Raw genomic sequence first — 16,311 nt, 5'->3', positions numbered from 1 at the left:
GGTCTAGCCGAACAGGTGCGCAAGCCAATACGCCGCCGCTGCGGCCAATCCACCGACCAGCAATGTTTGCAGCGCCGACTTGATCTTGTTGACGCCTGTGAAGTGCCCTTTGACGGCTCCGAAGCAGAGCAGGGCCAGGCCGGTCGCGGCGACCGAGATCTGCAGGGCCGTCCCGATGTCTTTCGTGAACATGTAGGGCACGAGCGGAATCAGGCCGCCCACCACGTACGAGCCGCCGATCGTTGCAGCGCTGATCAGCCCGTTTCGGATCCGGGCGCTCCAATCCCAGTTCGAAGCGCATCATAAAGTCGACCCATCGCTGCCGGTTTGAAGCGATGGCGCCAACGACGGACTTCAGCACATCTCCTTCGAGACCGTACTCGCGGAAGATCTGCTCCACTTCGTCGATCTCCCGCTCGCGAAGGTGATCGATTTCGTGATGCTCGCGCTGCTCTTCGGCGGCGTAGTGCTCGGCGTCCGTGCGCGCGGCGAGATAGCCGCCGAGGCCCATCGCGATGGCGCCGGCGACCACCTCGGCGAGGCCGGCGGTGACGATTACGTCCGTGTTGGCGACCGCCGCGGAAAGACCGGCCGCCAGCGCGAACGGCACGGTCAGGCCGTCGGCCATCCCGATCACGACGTCGCGGACGCTTTCGGAGGAGGTGAAGTGCTTTTCGATGTGCGGGGTGGCTGGCACAGGGACGCTCCAGGTTGGACGGCATTCGCGGATTCGAAGAGGGCTGCCTATTCGGCGGCCCTCTTGCGGCCGGAGATCATGGACGCGACCAGATTTTCGCGATGCTCGAAGCTTGCGATCAGCACGCCGATAACGTGCGCGACGACCAGGCCGACGGTGAGATTAGCCAGAAACTCGTGGACGTGTTCGATCAGCTTGGAGCCCCAGTAGGCGTCCGTGGTCATCATGTAGCCCGTGGCGCAGGTGCCGATCAGCGCGACCAGGAGCGCCACGATCATGGCTCCGCCCGCGGGGTTGTGCCCGATGAAGCGGGGCGCCCTGAGCATTGCGATGTCGCGAAGGTAGGAGAGGATCTCGCGCGGCGGGCGAACGAAGTTCGCGAATCGCGCATGCTGCGGACCGACGAGGCCCCAGATGATGCGAGCGCCAAGGAGGCCAGCGATGGCGTAGCCGGCGGCGACGTGCACCCGCTCGATCTCGTCGCCGGTGGCATAGGCTACGACGAATAAGGCGACCAGGGACCAATGGAAGATCCGGACGAACGGATCCCAGACCTTGATCGTGGCCGGCGGCGTCGCGCCGCCGGCTCCGATCTTGTTGCTCACGATTCTCATTTGCCGACCATCACATCTGGCCGATGATCTGGCCGTTGGTCGGGTCGACGAACAGCTCGACCCGGTTGCCGCTTTTGTCGAGGGTGTAGAGTTCGCCGCAAGCGTTCTTGAGCTTGGCCTTCTGGACCTTGTAGCCTTGGGCCTCGACCTTGGCCTGCAACTGCGCCATCGGCAGCCACTGTGCCTCGGGGGCCGACGTGCACGGCTTGCCGAGGCTGACGGCCTGAGCGGACGCCGCAGCCCCGAGCGCCATGGCGACAGTGGTGAGGATTGCGATCTTGCGCATAGATGTCTCCTGAAAGTGGCCGGCCGCACCATGCGGCGGCGATGCGGGCAACCTGCCAGAAGCGGCCTGACCGACACCTGTTGAGCCATGTCAGCGATTTGTCAGCCGGGGTTTGGCATCCATATCTTTCGGATGACGAGTTGCCCCATGAACCTGCGCCTGCCTCGCCTTCGCGCCCTGATCCTTGCGGTCGCTCTACTGGCCGCGGGCGGCGGCGCATCGTCGTTCGCCCGGGATCACGACGATGCGCGGCGGGCCGTCGAGGCCGGCGAGATCCGTCCGCTTGCGGACATTCTGAATGTCGTCAGGGGGAAGCTGCCCGGCGACGTCGTCGGCGTGAAGCTCGAACGGGAAGCCGGCGTCTGGAAGTACGAACTGCGGGTCGTCGACGACAAGGGGCGGCTGTTCGAAATCCATGTTGATGCCCGCAGCGGCGAAGTCGAACGGACGAAGGAGAAGTGATGCGCGTGCTCGTTGTCGAGGACGACCCGAGGATCGCGTCCGACGTCGCGCGCACGCTCGAGGCCTCCGGCTACGTGGTTGAGACCGTCGCCAACGGTGAGGACGCCTGGTTTCTCGGAGACACCGAGGATTTCGGAGCCGTTATCCTTGATCTCGGTCTGCCGGGCATGGACGGCCTCGCGGTCCTGAAGCGCTGGCGCGCCAACGGGCGCCACATGCCCGTTCTCATCCTCACGGCGCGGGGTAGCTGGGCGGAGCGCGTAGACGGGATCGACGCCGGCGCCGACGACTACCTGCCGAAGCCTTTCCGGATGGAGGAGTTGCTGGCGCGGCTGCGGTCCATCGTGCGGCGCTCGGCGGGACATGGCTCCTCGGTCATGACCGCCGGCGAGATCGTGCTGGACGAGCGGCAGATGAAGGTGACTCGCCGCGGCGTGCCGATCACGCTCTCGCCGCTCGAGTACAGGCTGGTCGCCCATCTCCTCCGGAATCGCGGGCGCGTCGTCTCGCAGCAGGAGATCGACGAAAACGTCTACGGTCACGGCGAGGAGCACGACTCCAACACGCTCGAGGTGCTGATCGGCCGCGTGCGCAAGAAGCTGGGTGCCGATGCCATCGAGACGCGGCGCGGCTTCGGTTATCTGATGCCCGAGGAACCCGCATGAACCGGCATTCGCTCAGGCTGCGACTGGTCGCAGGCGGGGTCATTGCGATCCTGATCGCGCTTGCGGTCGCCGGCGGCGCGCTCGTCGTGGTCTTCGAACGCCATATCTCGCGCACCCTTGCCCAGGATCTCGACGTCCATCTGAAGCAGCTTCTCGCGGGTATCGACGTCGATCCGCAAGGCAAGCTGGTATTGACGCAAACGCCGGTCGATCCGCGGTTCGCGGATCCTCTGTCCGGGCTCTACTGGCAGGTCGGCGACGACGGCGGGCAGGTCCTGCGTTCGCGCTCCCTGTGGGACTCCGCCATGACGCTCCTGGCCGACCGGCTGGGGCCTGGCGAAACCCATCAGCACGAAGCCACGGGACCCGGAGGCCAGCGCGTGCTGGTCGCCGAGCGCGCCGTCACGCTTTCCGCGGACGGGAAGCCGGTTGTCGTCCGCCTCGCCGTCGCCGAGGACCTGGCGAGGGTGTCGGCCGCGACCTTGGCGTTCGCCAAGGACCTTGCGATCGCGCTCGTTCTGCTCGCCTGCGTGCTGGCCGCTGCGACGTGGGTCCAGGTCGGCGTCGGCCTGCGTCCCCTGGCAGCGCTGCGCCGCGGAGTGGCGGATATCAGGGCGGGCCGAACCCGGCATTTGCCGTCCTCGGTTCCGACGGAAGTCGGGTCCCTGGTCGAGGAAGTCAACGCGCTCATTGATGCGCAAGAAGGCGAGATCGAGCGGTCCCGCGGACGCGCCGCGGACTTGGCGCACGGACTGAAGACGCCGCTTTCGGCGCTCGCAGCCGATGTGTCGCGCCTCCGCGAGCGGGGCGAGCGCGACATCGCCTGCGACATCGAAGCCGTCGGCGAGGCGATGGGGCGCCACGTCGACCGCGAGCTCGCGCGCGCCAGGGTCCGCGGCCGCGCCAGAGGTAGCGCCCCAGCATCCACTTCCGTGAAACCGCTCGTGGGATCCATCGTCGCGACTTTGTCGCGCACTGCCGACGGCGGGCGAGTGAGGTTCGAAAACCTGATCGCCGACAGTGTTTGCGTCCCACTCGACAGAACCGACCTCGCGGAAATCCTCGGGAATCTAATCGAGAACGCCGCTCGCCACGCCGCGGGATGCGTACGCCTCACGGTCGATGGAAGCCGGCCATCCGTTGCCGTCGAAGATGACGGCCCAGGCATCGAACCTGTCCACCTCTCGCGCGTGCTGGAGCGCGGCATCCGCCTCGACGAGCGAGGTGGCGCTGCGGGCCTGGGTCTTGCCATCGTGCAGGACGTTCTGGACGCGTACGGATGGGGACTGGAGCTCTCCACTTCGGAGCTCGGCGGTCTGAAGGCGGCAATCGCTCCGAGACCTGCGCTGCTCGAGAAGCGAAGCGGTCCGGCCGAAAACGCGGCCCCGTCCACAACTGTTGCGCAGCAAGCCTGACGGTTTGCTGACATCGGCCGTCAGCGGCTTGAGGGCCGGGCTGGAGTAACGGTTGCGCGTGCGGCAGACGCCGCGCCTCCAAAACGAGAGATCACAATGCGCAAGCCAGTCATCGACGCCGCCATCGCCCTGTTCGCCGCTTCGACCGGCAGCGCGTTGGCGGAAGACGCCGATACCTCTTTCCACCGGGCCTCGCGAACTGGGGCGATGGCGGCGGACCAGCTCAAACGGCAGATCGACGCCCTCGGTTACGATCTCGGCAGCTTCGAGCCGGACGACGGTGCCTTCAATACCCGCATCGTCGACCGTCAAAGCGGACTCCCGGTGAAGGCGCAGTTCGATAAAGTCACCGGCGAGTTGCTACGGGCTGCTCTCGGTTCTCGATGAGCGTCGATGCCGGCACCGGGGGGCCGGATTCTTACGGTCTCCCCGGTGCGTGATCATTTACGATCCGTGACTACATTGCGTTCGATGAAGAGCGATTACGATCCTCGGCGCGAAGCGGAAGCGGCCATGAAGCTCGCCATGGCCGCCGACGGACCGGAGCGACAACGCCTGATTGGCCTAGCCATCGCTTGGCAACAGCTTGCCCTTATGCACCCGGCCTCGACGCCCAACGGCCGCAAGGAGCAGGCCGCCTAACCGGGCTCCGACGGGCACTCGGGACAGGTATCACCGATCGTGTCGATGAAGTCTTGCACCTCGGCCACGGCTTTCTCGGCGGAGACGCCGTCCGGCGGATCCCGGCGGGCGATGTCGAAGGCACGCTCGCGGGCGTGCGGATCGGCGCGGTCCCGCATCCAGCCGTGCTCCTCGCATTCGCGGATGGCGCCGGCCTCCTGCAGCAGGGAGATCGCCAGCCGCGTAGCGTCCGGATCGTGGGTCGCCTTTCCTTGAGCATCAGCATCGAGATCCCTCCTGCCAGGGCGAATCCTTCCGCCCCCTTGCTCGTTCCGGGCGGTTAGCACGGAGCAGGGATTCCCAATCAGCAGGGCTAGGGATTGTCCACGTGTTCCGCAGCGCCAGAGTTCAGAGTGTCTCCTCAAATTGGCAAGCGCTGGGCGGCTCGTCTGTCGACCCCCCGCTCCGGAGCGGCGCCTTCCTGAATGGACCGCCAGACATTGGCGTTTTCGCGTTCTCCCGTTCGTGCTTCAAGAATGCGTGTAATCCGTGAAGCTTGAAGACTTCATCAAATTCGTCGCTGAACACGACTGCATCCCCGTCAAACGCGATACGAACTTCATCGCCCGGATCCTCTTCGAGAGCCTGGGGAGCTGTGCCGAGTTTCGCTGCGGCGGCCCGCATCTAGTGACGCCGTCTGATTTCATTGGAGAGAAAGAGATCTAACTCCCACGCGGAGATGAACGGGCCGAGCGAGCGGCCGCTGGTATTGGGCAGCTTGCCGCCGCGCCACAACTTCAAATCTAGTCTCGGCTGCCGAGCGACTTTTGAAGCTTCGCGCGCCGCCGCGTGCGCGACTGTCGCGATCGTGTCGCCATTCCGCGAAGGCGCCGTCGGGGATGGTTGGCAGAAGCTCGGCCCATGTGGCCTCGAAGGCCTCCCGGGCGGCCGCGAAGCTGCCGGCGATGCCGCGGCGGTGCGCTTTCGGCTCCATCCCGGGATAAAAGCCGACCGACCGCGCCCCTTGATCGGCGTGGATGGGAATGCCGGCGCGCTCGCCGATCACGCCGACCCGGACGTCGCCGAAGTAGATGTGCCAAGTCTCCTGGAGCGGATTGACGGCGCGGCGGCAGGCGAGGGTGGACATTGGCTAACCTTGATTGGCGAACCTCTGGTAACCCTGAAATATCGCTTGGAGTTGCGCATTTGTGAAGCGCCACTCAGAATAGTCGCGGGACGCCTCCTGGCATCTTTCGCTGCTCAACCTCGCGTTTGCCCTGCGGCGTCGGCCTGAAGCCTTTCGTCACGGTGGCTTGTCGTCGGCACATAGTCGCCTGGCCCGGCGCCAAGAGCGCCTGAGGCCTATATGGCGTCCAGCCAGGGTAAGCTGGTCGACGATCCCAATCCTTCGCCCGGCCCCAAAAAAGCGAGAACGGCCGCCCCCATCGGCACCGAAAGCCAGCCCCATGGCGGGAAGCTAAGGGAGGAACTCATTCTCCGCGGTGCGATTGATTTTCGCGGAGGAGGTCGATGGCCAAGACCACGATGTCGGACGCCCGGCGGGTGTCCGGCAGAGACGTTCGCCAGATGCTGACCCATGGAAGTCCGCTGGAAGCGCATATTCGCCCGCGGCCGGAAGCATAGTACGTCCGCGATCCGAGAAGCGGCGAGCCATCAAGCGTTGGCTTGCAGGCCGACGTGGACGTACCACGTTGCGTCGTATTCTGTGCTCACGCCGGAGATGGTGCCGGATGCGGATCTGGCGCGCGCACCAGTTCTTCCATTTCGAACAGGCACACACCGGCGTCAGTTTCGGCGATCTTTCGCAGTTCGTCCGTGAAGCCCTTGCGGGCGAAGAACACCAGATGCTTCGATCTGGCGTCTTCCGCGTATCTGGTCTTCGCGATGGCCTCTTGGAGGCGCTTGCGGACGGATTCGCCGATCTGAGCGTTCTCCCATTTGCATTCGCCGAATATTGCGGATCCATCGAGAAGGCGACCGGCTACGTCGATCTCGAAGTCGCCGCCCCAAAGGCGCCCGATCTCTCCCGCCGGCACGTCGAACCTCTCCTGCGCATGGTCGCGCAGATGTTCGCGAGACACGGACTCGAAGGCGGACCCCATGTAGTCGTTGAAGTGCGGTTTGACGGCCCGCGTCCAGATGTCGTCTCCGAATCCTCGGCCGAGAGCGCTCAGGTTGGGCCGCACGAAGCGGTACCAGAACCTGAATAGCGGGTCCCGTAGCGAGTACCGGGTGTTGCGCGAGCGCTCGTCGGCGTCGAGAGAGCGTTCGCGCGAGACGATGCGCATCTGCTGAAGGCGGGCGATATAGGGCGACACTTCGGACGCGGCGGTGAATGCGTGCACGCGCGAGACGATCTCCGAAGGTTTGGTGGCACCGTCGGCGATCGCTGCCGCGACGCTCGCGTAGCGTCTGGCATCGTTCAGCTCCGAGCGCAGGAGGAATTCCGGCTCCTCCTGCAGCGGAGCGGAGGGCGTCAAAAACAGCTGCTTGATGTTCTCCGCCAGCGTCAGCGATGGATCGCACTTGTCGAGGTAGTACGGCACGCCGCCGAGGACGGAGAACAACGCGATCGTGTCCGCTGGATCCCACATGGGCATGAACTCGGCGGCCTCCCTGAGCGGCATCGGCCCGATCTCTCGCGATAGCGTCATCCGGCCAAAGAGCGGATTCCGTTCCGCCAGCAGTTCCTCCATCTGTGCGATCAGCGATCCGCAGAGGATGATCTTCAGCGCTCCGGATTCGGCCGCTCCGGAATCCCAGAACTTCTGGATGATGGAAGGCAAGCCGGAGTTGCCTCCGACGAGGTAGGGAAATTCGTCGAGCGCGACGATCAGGCCAGGCTTCTGCTCGGCCTTCCCCGCGACGTAGTGAAGGACGCCCAACCAATCCGACAAACCATCGAGAATCGGGTCGCTCCCCAGCGCACGCGCGATTTCCTTCTTGAAGGCTTCGAGGTTGAGCGAGTCGTCGACCAGCGTTGCCTGGAAATAGATCGCGGGCCTGCCGAGCGAAGCCTGCCGGATCAAGGTCGACTTGCCGATCCGCCTCCGTCCATAGAGGATGGCAAGGGATGCCTTCCGTTGACTGAACTCGCGGTCGAGAACGGCTAGATCCTGCTCCCGTCCAATAAATCCGGTCATTTACCGCCTCATAATCCAAATTATACTAATTCATATTATACTAACCTGCTTTCTGCAATTGTTCAATGCCCCGTGCTCGTTCTGTACGGATCGAATGCCGTCTTATGCGGCCGTGTTTGCTGCTTGTCGGCTGGTACCTGTCGGGCTCCAACCTGAGGCATTGGCTTCCCCTGCGGAAATGATGCGTAAGGCCACTACCTGAACGGCCGTGATCTGCGGAAGCTTCCCCTCCGCCAACGAAAGGCGGAGCTCAAAAAGATCATCGCCGGGACCGATGTCCAGTTCAGCGAGAGCTTCGAAATCGAAGGCCAGGATGTGTTCGCGCACGCCTGCAAACTGGGGCTGGAAGGCGTGGTCTCCAAGGTCCGCGACAGCACGTAGGTGAGCGGCCGCGGCAACAATTGGGTGAAGAAGACTTGCGCGCAGCGCGAGACGTTGACAATCGCCGGCTTCGCCCTCGACGGCACCAAGTGGGACGGCCTTTACGTCGGCCGGCGGAAGGGCGACGATCTCGTCTACGCGGGCAAGGTCGACCACGGCTTCGACAAGGCCTCGACCGCGGAGCTCCGGAGGCGGCTGGAGCCGCTCGCCCGGAAAACGCAGGCCTTCGCGAAGCGGGTCGCGCACAAAGGCATCTGGGTCGAGCCAAAGCTGAAAGCCGAAATCGAGTACCGAGCGAAGTCCGCAGAAGGGAAGGTTCGGCACCCGTTCTTCAAGGGATTGCGCGAGGATCTTTGATAAGGCTCGAGCGGCCGAACTATATGTGAGAACAGGCGTTTCCGATCATGTCAGACGCTTCCGACTACTTCCGGGCTTACGCTGTCCGCGCTCTGTGTAAGGCCCGATCCATGCTGCTCGGCAGGATGAAGCATCTGCAGCTGCTGGCCGGGCGGATCCTATAATCTCCTCAAGAAAGAGGCCGCTTACGGCCCGAATACGCAGCACCTTGAGGACTTCCGGGCAGCCCAGAAGCTTGAGAGGTCTCTCGACCCGGCGAAGGCTCGGGCGCTGGGAATCGCTTTGGTCCGCCGAGGTCGCAGGACACAGGACGGGAGGCTTGTTGAGTGCCTTCCCTCGACACCCGTGGTGTAACAATCCTAGGCGTTCCTGGCCGGGAGCGGCGAGATCCGCTTGCGGACTTGCTGGTAAGGGCGGCTTGATAGTGTCACGATGTGCTATCGACAAATCCGGGGGTGCTTCATGCGATCGCAGGTCCGGCTTCCCGATCCGATCGCCGCCGTCTTCATCACGGAGCAGCTTGCCGATCGCCAAGCTGCCGCGCCCGACTTCTTGCGCGAGAAGCTCGCCATCCAGAACCTTGCCGAGGTGATGTCCGACCATCCGGACGAGGTGCTGCCCCGGCTGGTCAAACTCGGCATGGAAATCTGCGAGGCTCACTCCGCCGGCATCAGCATCCTCGAGCCGGACGCCGGCCAATTCCGCTGGCACGCGCTCGCGGGCGAACTGGCGACCTTCGAAGGCGCGACGACACCGCGGAATTTCAGCCCCTGCGGGGTCTGCCTCGATCTGGCCCAGCCCATCCTCATGGAACATCCCGAACGTGCCTACGACTGGATCCAAGACGCCGGAATCACGGTGCCCGAGGTGCTGCTCGTCCCATTGACCATGAAGGGGGCGGACGCGATCGGGACGCTTTGGCTGGTCGCCGCCGACACAGGCCACTTCAACAAGGAGCATGCGCGGGTGATGGCCGAACTGTCGGCGTTCACGGGCATGGCCCTGCGCACGGTCCAGACCGCGCAGCGGCTTAAGCTCGCTGTGCAGCAGCAGGAAACCCTCATGCGGGAGATGAGCCACCGCATCAAGAACCTCTTCAGCGTCGCCGACAGCATGGTCCGGATGACGGCCCGGAACGCGGCGACCAAGGAAGAACTGGCCGAGACCTTGTCGGGCCGTCTGCATGCGCTGGCTCAGGCAAATGGTCTGATCGGTCGTTCCTTCGGCTCGGATGTCGCCGCCGTCGCGAGCCTCTCCGATCTGGTCGAACGAATCCTCCGCCCGCACGAAAGACAACCGTCGGTCCTAGAGGGACCGGACCTCGCGATCGGAGAGCAGGCGGTGAACCATTTGGCGCTGATTTTCCACGAACTGGCGACCAACGCCTCCAAATACGGTGCCTTGAGCCACGAAGGGGGCCGTGTGACCGTCACTTGGGCGACGGAAGCGGAGCGGCTCCGGATGGAGTGGACCGAGATCGGCGCTTGCGGGGTTGACGCTCCGAAGACCATCGGTTTCGGCACAAAGCTGGTCGAGACCACGATCGAGCGGATCGGCGGCGAGATCGAGCGCGACTGGCGCCGCGAAGGTCTCCGTGTCCGGATCTCGCTGCCGCTTAAATCGCTGCGAAGCTGACGAGCCTCTCAAGCAGGAACCCAACCTCCGCGGTGAAATTGAAGTTCGCGGAGGACATGATGGCAGAACTCGGAAAGATTGGATCCAGACGCCCCGATGGTCCCGGATGGAGTTTGGCGGCAGCGCTAGGTCTCGTGGCCGTCGCCTTTCTGTGGGATCGCATCTCACCGCCCGACCGAGTCGCTCAGGCGGAAAAGGACGAAACATTCCCAGAAACCGGAGAAGCCGACAGACACGCCTCGCCCACCGAAATCGCGACCGAACGAGGAAATCGCGGACGCCAGGCCAGTTCGCCCGCCGAGATCCCGGCACGAGGATGGAAGGACATCCTCTGGCGGGTCTATGGCAATATCGGCGATCACCGCGTCCTCGCGCTCGCCGCCGGCATGACCTACTACAGCTTGCTCGCCATTTTCCCTGCCATTGCGGCGCTCGTCGCCATCTACGGTCTGTTCTCCGATCCCAGCAGCATCGCCAAACACCTCGACGACGTCTCGGGCTTCATTCCGGGAGGCGCCGTCGAAGTGGCGCGCGAGCAATTGACGCGCGTCGCAACGAAGGGTAATCGGACCCTTGGTTTTACTTTCGCGATCGGTCTTGCGATCTCGCTCTGGAGCGCGAACGCCGCCATGAAGTCGTTGTTCGACACCCTGAACATCGTCTACGGCGAGCAGGAGAAACGCGGTTTCTTCAAGCTGAATGCGATGTCGCTAGGATTCACCGTCGGCGCGATCGCCTTCGTCGTGGCCGCGCTTGGCGCCGTCGTTGTCATCCCGGTGGTGTTGCAGTACGTCGGATTGTCGAATGCGACGGACCTGCTTGTCCGGATCGGACGCTGGCCTGCACTCTTCGTGGCGCTGGCCTTTGCCCTCGCCTGCATCTACCGGTTCGGTCCCAGCCGCCAGGCGCCGCGGTGGACGTGGATCAGCTGGGGCAGCGCGGCTGCGGCCCTGCTCTGGCTCGCGGCATCCGGCCTGTTTTCTTTCTACGCCGCGAACTTCGGCACCTTCAATGCCACCTATGGGTCCTTAGGCGCGGTGGTAGGCTTCATGATCTGGCTCTGGATCTCGGCGATCGTGATCCTGCTCGGAGCCGAGCTCAACGCCGAGATGGAGCACCAGACGGCGCGCGACACCACGACGGGACAGCCTAAGCCGCTCGGCACCAGAGGCGCCAAGATGGCAGACACCGTGGGAGCCCCCCGATCTTGATGCACACCGTCGCGGGCGCGTCGTGGCAGTGGCTGCCGACAGCGACACCGCTTCAGCAAACCGGTGCAGACCATATTACGCTGATGAAAGGGCACGGCGTCGACCGCGACGCCCACGCCGGCGAGTATGTGCGGCAACGGGCGTCTTGCGAAGCACAGCCCTCACCCTAACCTGCGTCAGGTCCACTTCATTCCAAGCGAACTCTTTATGGCCGTCCGCGAGGCGGGTTACGACGTTGGGTCCGGCCAACTCGGCGAGAACGCCGCGGCCTTGACGCCGTCCGTCACCGTGGCGGAGGCTCGCGCTGGGGCCGCACGCACGCTCAATGCATCGCCCCCACGTTGACTATCCGCTGATCCCCCGCCCAACATTGCGGGCTTGATCGAAGGATCGGAGTTTCACAACGATCCCGGTTCGACCCGGCTAGCCCCGGGTATCCAGTAGCTGCGAGACGGCGGCAGCCAATTGCGCCGGCGCAAAGGGCTTCTCAATCAGGAGGCTGCCATCGACGCCCTGCGATTTCCAGTCTGGCGCGCTGGCGCTCGTCATGTAGACTACGGGAAAGTCAGGCGTGATTTCCCTGATTTGCCGCGCCAGCTCCCATCCGCTGATGCCGTCACCCAGGTTGACGTCCGTCAGCAGCGCCCGACACTGCTCCCGGCCGTCCCGAAAGGTGGACATCGCCGCCTCTCCCGAATGGACCGAGCAGGCCTCGAAGCCGCCGTCCGACAAGGCGTCCTCGATGAAGCTGCAGATCAGAGCTTCATCCTCGACCACGAGAACACGAAGGGCATTGCTCACTTTTCAAGTCTCCTTTGCGACCGGGGCCGATCCTGTCCCGTCACGGCGGGTGCGTTCGGCCGCGAGTGGCCCGCCGCTCAAGCCACCGGAACACCGTAGTAGGCATTCACGGAGCGCGCGGCGCGGGATCGCTCCAATTCCAACTGCTCTCGTCGGCGTATTTGGGGGCGCTGCGAAGCTGGTCCTGGGTAATGCCGGTGACGTAGCCCGCGAGGTTGGTGTCATATTTCAGTGCCTGCCAGGGCAGGGGGTAGTGATCGTCGCCGATGCCGAGCAGGCCGCCGAAGCTCAGCACCGCGTACGAAACCTTGCCGCTGACCTTGTCGATCATGACATGCTCGATATAGCCGACCTTTTCGCCGTCGGCCCCGTAGACGTTCGTGCCCTCGACCTTGTCGCTTCCGATAAGGCTGAACGTCTCGCGATCTTCCATGGCCATGTTGACCTCCCGGATGTTGTCTTCTGGAGTCAACGGGAGGACGGATGGCTCCGTTCCTGGCTGAAGCCATGGTGGCCTTGTTCTGGATGAGCGGAGTTCGAGGATGGAACTGACCGATCTGGAGCGCGAATTTTTGAGGAAGCTGCTCGGCGAATCCTGGGTCAGCCCGCCGATGTTCGACCATGAGATTGTGGCACGGCTGGTGGAGCTGGGTCTCGTAGAAACCGAACCGCTTCCATCCGGCGATATCGAATACCGGATCACTGACGCGGGCCGAGCGGCGGCCGCGTAACCGCAATTCGGCCAGTTAAGGCTGGCGCCGCTCAGCTATCTGAACGGCTGCGACCCAAGCGCCGCCGGCTCTTATCCGAATCACAAAGCCGGACCGATCCGGCACCGGCGCCGAGCAGCATCTGAAACAGTGCCCGGTTGGCCCTGTATCTGGCGGCGGGCCGGCTGGCTTCCGAACTCTGGATCAGCAAGCGGCCGTCGGCCGTGCACAAGTACCACGTCCATCTTCGGCCGCGCTTTCTCAAGTGGGTCTCGAAAACAGCGAAGTGGTCTGCCATCGCCACTCTCAAACCGTCAGGGGGACTTCCATTGTAATCTGTCTTGCCATCTGGACGCAGGTTCAATCCGCAGTAACTGCACAGAGACCGCTTAGAGGAAAAGATTTGGACGCTGGAATAATTGGAGGTAGCTCTAGAGTTGAGGTCGAATTTCCGGGCGAAAGCAATATTGTGAGCCTAACCAGCTCACCATAAGCCATTCCGGTGACCTGAGCTTGTGCGGAAGCGCGTCCCTCCGCATCGCTCAAATTTACGGCGGCGCCCGAATGTCATCCGCCCCTGACAAGATCGCGCTTTTCATCGATGGCGCCAATCTATACGCCGCCGCCAAGACATTGGGATTCGACATCGACTACAAGCGCCTTCTGCAGGAATTCCAGGGCCGCGCCACGCTGCTGCGCGCCTTCTACTACACGGCAGTCATCGAGGATCAGGAATATTCCTCGATCCGACCGCTGATCGACTGGCTCGACTACAACGGCTACACCGTGGTCACCAAGGCTACGAAGGAATTCGTTGACGCCTACGGCCGCCGCAAGGTGAAGGGCAACATGGACATCGAACTGGCGGTCGATGCCATGGAGCTTGCCGGGCATGTAGATCAGATTGTACTGTTCTCAGGCGACGGTGATTTCCGACCGTTGGTCGAGGCGCTGCAGCGGCGCGGCGTCCGCATCACAGTGGTCTCGACCATCGCCAGCCAGCCGCCGATGATCGCCGACGAACTGCGCCGCCAAGCGGATGTCTTCATCGACCTCGTCGAGCTCCGTTCCAAGATCGGCCGCGATCCTTCCGAGCGTTCTGGCCCGCGCGAGCGCGGGACGGTGTCGACCGCATAGTCGCTTTCGTCGCTCCCTCGGATTTGATCCGCCCTACGCCGCCATGTCGGCGATGTCCCGACGGGGAATCGGCCGGAGTTCGCGCCAGCGGCTTCGGCATCAGAACATCCCGAGAAGGGCAAGAAAGACGACCTCGGCTATGAAGGCGGTGGTCATGATCACGACCGTGAGAAAGACGTCGCCTATCGGCATCAGGGGCATGACAAGACCCGCGTCCAACGCAGCCCCATCCTCAATTCACGAGGGGCGGAAAATGTTTCCGGGGCCGGGTTCCCGATGTATTCTCGTCTCGGGCAGGGCCCTCGGGGGCCGTTTCATGCGCATACTTGAACTGTCCTGCTGGTGCGTGACCGGGGCAGGCCTGGTGATGATCGCGATTTTCGCGCTGCACTGATTTGAGTGAGATCCTTGCAAACTGTCGTCTGGTGTCCGCCGGGCCGCGCACCGATGTTCGGAAGCTGCGAGATTGCCGCGGGCAGTCCTGCCGGTGGCGCTGAACTTCATCGGCCTATTTATCGAATACCGCCGATCTTCTCGTTCGCGTCCCCGATGGCCCGCGATGATCGTCGCCGTCGGCGCTGGCGCTCATCTATCGCGATGCGGATGATTGGCATGATGCGGCAGTCCGGCGACGGCACGGGCATGGAGACGATCGATGGGCTGGCGTGGGGGACCGGTGGTGCTGCACCCCAGCGACCGGGTCACAGACGGGAGCAGGATTGCGCAGCGAGATGGCCTCTGAACGTCCAGAGCGTTCAAGTGGACTTTTCCGGGGCGAGGCGATCCAGACGCAGCCGATGTCTATGATCAGTGAGCAGGCGTGCGCCGCCCAAGACGGCCGCGAGCGTCCCCAGCCCGGTCCCGCCCGCAATCAGGAACATGATCAGCAGTTGATATTTGACCGCATCGACAGGCTCGACGCCCGCAAGGATCTGGCCGGTCATCATTCCCGGCAAGGAGACAAGGCCGATCGCGGCCATGCTATTCATGATCGGCATGAAGCCGCTTCTCAACGCGTCCCGTATGACCGGCAGCAGGGCCTGATACCGGGTGCCGCCAAGCGCGAGACAAGCTTCCACGGCGGCCCGTTCGCGCACCAGGCTGTTCGTCAGTACGTCCAGGCCCAGGCTTATACCGGTCATGGTGTTGCCCAAAATCATGCCCAGCAGAGGCAGCGCATAGCGCGGATGATACCAGGGATCGGGGCGTAGCTCCGTCAGGAGCGCGAACATTGTGACCGTACCGGCGGCGAGCAGCGTGCATCCGGCGCCTAGGCCGTACTTCCAAACGCCCGGAAGGCGCCGCTTCTGTCGCGCGACGATCTCCCGCGATGCGAAGAGGACCATGATCAGAGCGGCGAGAGCGGTCCAGAGCGGCGACACGGCCGCAAACAGAAACGTCAGCACGTATCCGACGAGGACTAGCTGAACCACCATGCGCGCGGTCGCAATGGCCAGTTGCATTTCAAGCTTGAGGCGGAGAACAAGCGAGAGGACTCCGTCCATGACGACAAGGAGGGCGGGCAGGACCAGATCGCCGTACGAAAGCTGGATGTAGGTCACGGTCGGCGTTCCTCGATGCAGCCGTCCGGCCTCATCGCGAGTATCCTCAACCCGATGCGGCGGGCCTGAGCGTCGTCGTGGGTGCTCCAAACGACGCTCGTTCCACACGAAACGCGCTCCGAGATCAAGGATTCCACGGAGGCGGCAGATGCCGAGTCGAGCGCCGAGGTCGGCTCGTCCAGCAGGAGCACCCGCGATCGCAGCATGAGCGCCCTGACAAGTCCGAGCCGCTGTCTCTCTCCGGAGGAGAGCCTCTGGATCGGCCAGGGTCCGCAGTCATCCGGTAGCCCCAAGCGTTTAACCAGCAGCAGGGCGTCATCCCAGTCCGTGAAGTGCGCTTGCACGGTGTCCGACCACCAGCCGGGCTCGGCGGCGACGTAGGTCACTCGCTTTCGCCAGGCGGGGGCGGGCATCGCTTCTCTCAGCGTTCCGTCCAGCTTGACCGTTCCCTCGTTGGGATCGAGATCCGCGATGGCACGAAGCAGCAGGGTCTTCCCGACCCCGGAAGGCCCTTGCAGGGCGACGCATTCGCCGTCCTGCAAGTCGAATGATACTGAGATGTGCAGGCGCTTGAGCCCGCTGACCGTCAGCAT

17 protein-coding genes and 4 pseudogenes are annotated in these 16,311 nt (G+C 63.8%); 10 read left to right on the top strand and 11 right to left on the bottom strand.

Features of this window, described 5'->3' with window-relative positions; genetic code table 11:
* Positions 1-3: 3 nt before the first annotated feature.
* The 3 genes and pseudogenes from WN73_RS05455 to WN73_RS05445 all read right to left on the bottom strand — a co-directional run bounded on the left by WN73_RS05455 (position 4) and on the right by WN73_RS05445 (position 1,597).
* Positions 4-697: pseudogene (locus tag WN73_RS05455) on the bottom strand (VIT1/CCC1 transporter family protein).
* 47 nt (positions 698-744) lie between these two features.
* The gene (locus WN73_RS05450) at positions 745-1,311 is read right to left on the bottom strand and encodes a cytochrome b/b6 domain-containing protein (protein ID WP_028175761.1); all 567 of its coding nucleotides are present in this window, start codon (positions 1,309-1,311) and stop codon (positions 745-747) included.
* 10 nt (positions 1,312-1,321) lie between these two features.
* Positions 1,322-1,597 (bottom strand): PepSY domain-containing protein, encoded by a 276-nt coding sequence (locus tag WN73_RS05445; RefSeq protein ID WP_028175762.1) that lies wholly within the window; start codon positions 1,595-1,597, stop codon positions 1,322-1,324.
* Positions 1,598-1,744: 147 nt separating this feature from the next.
* Between WN73_RS05445 and WN73_RS05440 the strand changes: the two genes are divergently transcribed.
* From WN73_RS05440 to WN73_RS05420, 5 genes are all read left to right on the top strand, one after another.
* Positions 1,745-2,059: a PepSY domain-containing protein gene (locus WN73_RS05440; RefSeq protein WP_028175763.1), complete on the top strand. Its 315-nt coding sequence runs from the start codon at positions 1,745-1,747 to the stop codon at positions 2,057-2,059.
* Positions 2,059-2,724 (top strand): response regulator transcription factor, encoded by a 666-nt coding sequence (locus tag WN73_RS05435; protein ID WP_028175764.1) that lies wholly within the window; start codon positions 2,059-2,061, stop codon positions 2,722-2,724. Before WN73_RS05440 ends, WN73_RS05435 begins: the two co-directional genes overlap by 1 nt.
* The gene (locus tag WN73_RS05430) at positions 2,721-4,139 is read left to right on the top strand and encodes a sensor histidine kinase (RefSeq protein ID WP_028175765.1); all 1,419 of its coding nucleotides are present in this window, start codon (positions 2,721-2,723) and stop codon (positions 4,137-4,139) included. The genes WN73_RS05435 and WN73_RS05430 overlap by 4 nt, the downstream gene beginning before the upstream one ends.
* Positions 4,140-4,235: 96 nt before the next feature.
* Positions 4,236-4,526, top strand: coding sequence for a PepSY domain-containing protein (locus tag WN73_RS05425; protein WP_028175766.1), 291 nt, complete (start codon positions 4,236-4,238; stop codon positions 4,524-4,526).
* Between the two features lie 126 nt (positions 4,527-4,652).
* A complete protein-coding gene (locus WN73_RS05420; protein WP_257787577.1) occupies positions 4,653-4,781 on the top strand; it encodes a hypothetical protein in 129 nt (42 codons plus the stop codon).
* On the opposite strand, the pseudogene WN73_RS05415 reads toward WN73_RS05420, so the two are convergent.
* The 4 genes and pseudogenes from WN73_RS05415 to WN73_RS05400 form a co-directional block, all read right to left on the bottom strand.
* Positions 4,778-5,046 (bottom strand): annotated as a pseudogene (locus WN73_RS05415) (hypothetical protein). The gene WN73_RS05420 and the pseudogene WN73_RS05415 overlap by 4 nt on opposite strands.
* Before the next feature lie 122 nt (positions 5,047-5,168).
* Positions 5,169-5,444: a 5'-nucleotidase gene (locus WN73_RS44485; RefSeq protein ID WP_028175767.1), complete on the bottom strand. Its 276-nt coding sequence runs from the start codon at positions 5,442-5,444 to the stop codon at positions 5,169-5,171.
* A gap of 19 nt (positions 5,445-5,463) precedes the next feature.
* Entirely contained in the window at positions 5,464-5,907 is a 444-nt protein-coding gene (locus WN73_RS05405; protein ID WP_063623034.1) for a hypothetical protein, read from the bottom strand.
* 583 nt (positions 5,908-6,490) lie between these two features.
* Positions 6,491-7,924 (bottom strand): ATP-binding protein, encoded by a 1,434-nt coding sequence (locus WN73_RS05400; protein ID WP_049832598.1) that lies wholly within the window; start codon positions 7,922-7,924, stop codon positions 6,491-6,493.
* A 195-nt stretch (positions 7,925-8,119) separates the two neighbouring features.
* On the opposite strand from WN73_RS05400, the pseudogene WN73_RS05395 reads away from it, so the two are divergent.
* The 3 genes and pseudogenes from WN73_RS05395 to WN73_RS05385 form a co-directional block, all read left to right on the top strand.
* Positions 8,120-8,662, top strand: a pseudogene (locus WN73_RS05395) (ATP dependent DNA ligase); the annotation flags it as partial.
* Positions 8,663-9,124: 462 nt separating this feature from the next.
* A complete protein-coding gene (locus tag WN73_RS05390; RefSeq protein ID WP_271551971.1) occupies positions 9,125-10,297 on the top strand; it encodes a sensor histidine kinase in 1,173 nt (390 codons plus the stop codon).
* 59 nt (positions 10,298-10,356) lie between these two features.
* A complete protein-coding gene (locus WN73_RS05385) occupies positions 10,357-11,508 on the top strand; it encodes a YihY/virulence factor BrkB family protein (protein ID WP_039185300.1) in 1,152 nt (383 codons plus the stop codon).
* A 423-nt stretch (positions 11,509-11,931) separates the two neighbouring features.
* On the opposite strand, the gene WN73_RS05380 is transcribed toward WN73_RS05385, so the two are convergent.
* A complete protein-coding gene (locus WN73_RS05380) occupies positions 11,932-12,309 on the bottom strand; it encodes a response regulator (RefSeq protein ID WP_039184846.1) in 378 nt (125 codons plus the stop codon).
* 77 nt (positions 12,310-12,386) lie between these two features.
* Positions 12,387-12,748, bottom strand: a pseudogene (locus WN73_RS05375) (PRC-barrel domain-containing protein).
* Between the two features lie 103 nt (positions 12,749-12,851).
* On the opposite strand from WN73_RS05375, the gene WN73_RS05370 reads away from it, so the two are divergent.
* Together WN73_RS05370 and WN73_RS05365 are read left to right on the top strand one after the other, a co-directional pair.
* The gene (locus WN73_RS05370) at positions 12,852-13,040 is read left to right on the top strand and encodes a hypothetical protein (RefSeq protein ID WP_028175462.1); all 189 of its coding nucleotides are present in this window, start codon (positions 12,852-12,854) and stop codon (positions 13,038-13,040) included.
* A gap of 543 nt (positions 13,041-13,583) precedes the next feature.
* Positions 13,584-14,156 carry a LabA-like NYN domain-containing protein gene (locus WN73_RS05365; RefSeq protein ID WP_049832573.1) on the top strand — a complete coding sequence of 191 codons (573 nt, stop codon included), beginning with the start codon at positions 13,584-13,586 and terminating at the stop codon, positions 14,154-14,156.
* A gap of 755 nt (positions 14,157-14,911) precedes the next feature.
* Here the strand turns inward: WN73_RS05365 and WN73_RS05360 are convergent.
* Both WN73_RS05360 and WN73_RS05355 read right to left on the bottom strand, forming a co-directional pair.
* Positions 14,912-15,718, bottom strand: coding sequence for an ABC transporter permease (locus tag WN73_RS05360; protein WP_028175461.1), 807 nt, complete (start codon positions 15,716-15,718; stop codon positions 14,912-14,914).
* Complete coding sequence (locus tag WN73_RS05355; RefSeq protein WP_028175460.1) at positions 15,715-16,311, bottom strand: ABC transporter ATP-binding protein; 597 nt, start codon at positions 16,309-16,311, stop codon at positions 15,715-15,717. Before WN73_RS05355 ends, WN73_RS05360 begins: the two co-directional genes overlap by 4 nt.

It is taken from the genome of Bradyrhizobium sp. CCBAU 45394 (assembly GCF_028128655.1).
Classification (GTDB): domain Bacteria; phylum Pseudomonadota; class Alphaproteobacteria; order Rhizobiales; family Xanthobacteraceae; genus Bradyrhizobium; species Bradyrhizobium diazoefficiens.
Note: the sequence above shows the minus strand (reverse complement) of the source record. Positions and strands in the feature narration are given on the sequence as shown.